3 protein-coding genes are annotated in these 3157 nt (G+C 64.9%); all 3 read right to left on the bottom strand.

Annotated features, from left to right (window positions below; all coding sequences use genetic code 11):
- Positions 1-105: 105 nt before the first annotated feature.
- Positions 106-1248: an HNH endonuclease signature motif containing protein gene (locus tag VFG33_RS03120; protein ID WP_325022155.1), complete on the bottom strand. Its 1143-nt coding sequence runs from the start codon at positions 1246-1248 to the stop codon at positions 106-108.
- A 196-nt stretch (positions 1249-1444) separates the two neighbouring features.
- On the bottom strand, positions 1445-2077 hold the full coding sequence (locus VFG33_RS03125; protein ID WP_325022157.1) for a potassium-transporting ATPase subunit C: 633 nt from the start codon (positions 2075-2077) through the stop codon (positions 1445-1447).
- A 4-nt stretch (positions 2078-2081) separates the two neighbouring features.
- The coding region (kdpB, locus tag VFG33_RS03130) for a potassium-transporting ATPase subunit KdpB (protein ID WP_325022159.1) at positions 2082-3157 on the bottom strand (1076 nt) is incomplete at its 5' end.

Genomic DNA, 3157 nt, shown 5'->3' on the forward strand with positions numbered 1-3157 from the left:
CCGGCTGGGACGCATCGGCGAAGGCGCGGCCCCGATCGCCCCAGCTCATCGGACCACGCAACCCCGTAGGCGATCGTCCCCCGTGTTAAGCAGCACACCATCCCTCTAGAATGGTGCCACATCCGGATCGGCGATCGGCTCCGGTTCATGGGTGAACCGGTACCCATACTTCGTGATCCACGTGAGGCCACGGCCGTTGCCGGACAGTTCCACCCGCCACCCACCAAGAGTTTTGAGCCGGTGGTGAGTCCGACATGCCGGACGGACAGTGAACTGATCCGTCGCGCCCTGCGGGAACGGTGTCACGTGATCCAAGTCGCACAGGTGAGCAGGCCGCACACATCCCGGACCAGTACACGTCGGGTACACAGCTTCGATGTGGTCCCGTAGGGCGGCCGATGGCCGGTACTTGCGCCGCCCCACATCCACCGCATGCCCCGTCAACGGATCAGTCAGAATCCGCTGCCACACTGCGTCTTTCTGGGCGGCCAGCTCGAGTGCCCGCTGGGCAGGTAGCCATCCGTAGCCGGCGAGATAGCCCGGTTTGGAGTCGACCCCCAACACGGTCGTCGCTGGCAGGGTGAGACGGACAATCACCTTCGCGTTCTCGAACCCCTTACCCGCCAAAAGGTCCATCATCACATCAGTGGAGATCTGATCCATAGTGCGGTCGTCGCCAGCGGACTTGATCTGCCGTGCCTGAGCCTGGATCCGCTGATACGCCACCTGTGTCCGTTCCACATCACACTGCACCGACAACACACCAACACCATCATCAAGACCCTGATGCATCACCTGCCGAGCGAGCGACTTCGCCGCAGCACGCCTCGCGGCAGCCTCCGGATCCGCCCGCGCCACCGCCCGACGCAACCGGTAGTTGAGCTGCGGGCTACTCAACCCCGCGGCCTGCGCCGCGATCTCCGCTTCTACCAGTGCGACCGTTTCATCGGAGAGAACTTCGACAGCCTCCACGATTCGACGTGCCTTGTACTCCGGAATGTCCCCCGCGCTGAACACCGCGAACGTTGCGGGACACCGCGTCGTCAACGCCGTCGCCAACCTGATCCGACACTGCGTATGCAGCGGAGTCCAACCCGTCGCCGCACTCAGCTCCAGCGGTGCGAACTCGCCAGGGTTCAACTCAATGAACCGCGCAACCCGACCCACTTTCCTCGCAGCACGCTGCGCATCAACCCGCTCCCCGGCAGACAACTCGGCAAGAATCTCAGCACTTTCGTCGTCGAACATACGTTCAGAATACCCGCCATCACCGACAAAACCCTTACCCACCAACAACAATCACCCAATCGAGTACGCCAAGAGACTAGCGAGGCCGGTGTTGACGGGGGCCGTCTGGGAACTGTTGCGCTACCTGACGATCGCGCACCCCGGCGCCCGCAACAACTGGCAGGGTGGAACATCTACGGCGTGCACGAGCTTCCGGTCACCGGGCGGCCTGTACGGCCAGGTTGAGTTTCAGTACGTTGACGCCTGGTTCGCCGAGGATGCCGGCTCCTCGGCCGTCGGTGTTGTCGTCGACGAGCGCATGTACCTGTTCGGTGGTCAGCCCGTTCTCTCGTGCGACTCGTTTGATCTGTAGGTCGGCGTAGTCGGGGCTGATGTCTGGGTCGAGGCCGGACGCGGAGGCGGTGACCGCGTCGGCCGGTACCTGTGACGGGTGGACGTTTTCGCGGGCCGCGATGGTGTCTTTGCGGGTCTGGATGGCTGCGACGAGGTCCTTGTCGAAGGCGCCTTTGTTGGAGCCGGCGGAGATCGAGGGGTCGGCTGGGCCGAGCGGGTCGGGTGTGCCGTCGCCGTCGAGGTCCTGCGCGACCGCGGAGGGGCGGGTGTGGAACCACGGGTCGTTGTTCGGGTTCTTCGCGACGGGGTCGATGCCGATCAGGTCCGAACCGACCGCTTTGTCGTTGACGGTGATCACGGAGCCTTCGGCGTTGGCTTGGAGGCCGGGGAGCCGGCTGACGACCCATACTCCGAGCGGGTAGAGGACGCCGGTGAGCACGGTCAATACGAGCAGGATCCGGAGTCCGGCGAGTGTTTGTTTGCTGAGGGAGTTCATGTGTTCACATTCCTGGGATGAGACGGACGACGAGGTCGATGAGCCAGATACCGATGAACGGGGTGATGACACCGCCGAGTCCGTAGATCAGCAGGTTGCGGCGCAGCAACGCGGTCGCGGTCGACGGCCGGTACCGGACACCCCGCACCGCGAGGGGAATCAGCCCGACGATGATCAGTGCGTTGAACACCACGGCTGACACGATCGCCGAGCTGGGTGAGTGCAGGTTCATGATGTTCAGCTTGTCGAGCTGCGGGTAAATCCCGGCGAACATGGCCGGCAGGATCGCGAAGTACTTCGCGAGGTCGTTCGCGACACTGAACGTGGTCAACGCGCCACGGGTGATCAGCAACTGCTTGCCGATCTCGACGATCTCGATCAGTTTGGTGGGGTCGGAGTCGAGGTCGACCATGTTCCCGGCCTCTTTCGCCGCTGAGGTGCCGCTGTTCATGGCGACGCCGACGTCGGACTGGGCGAGGGCGGGGGCGTCGTTGGTGCCGTCGCCGGTCATCGCGACCAGCCGCCCACCCTCCTGCTCCTTACGGATCAACGCCATCTTGTCTTCGGGTGTGGCCTCCGCGAGGTAGTCATCCACCCCGGACTCCGCCGCGATCGCCTTCGCGGTCAACGGGTTGTCCCCGGTGATCATGACGGTCCTGATACCCATCCTGCGTAGCTCGGCGAACCGTTCCTTCATCGCGGGTTTCACCACGTCGGACAGCCGGATCACACCACGGATGACAGCCACCCCGTCGAGGTGTTCCGCGACGACGAGTGGGGTGCCGCCGTCGGCGCTGACCCGGTCCACCGCCTCGTCGACCTCGACCGGCACCGTGCCGCCCTGGTCGATAACCCACACCCGAACCGCGCTCGCCGCGCCTTTGCGGACCACGCGGTCACCCAGGTCGATGCCGGACATGCGGGTCTGTGCGGTGAACGCCACGAACACCCCGGCCCGCTCGGTCTCGGTGGTCTCGGGGGTGAGGCTGTGGTCGCGGGCGACGAGGTCGACGATGCTGCGGCCTTCCGGCGTGGTGTCAGCCAGGCTCGACAGTCGTGCCGCGGCCGCCAACTCCGCCA

Source organism: Kribbella sp. (genome assembly GCF_035687465.1).
Taxonomy (GTDB): Bacteria; Actinomycetota; Actinomycetes; order Propionibacteriales; family Kribbellaceae; genus Kribbella.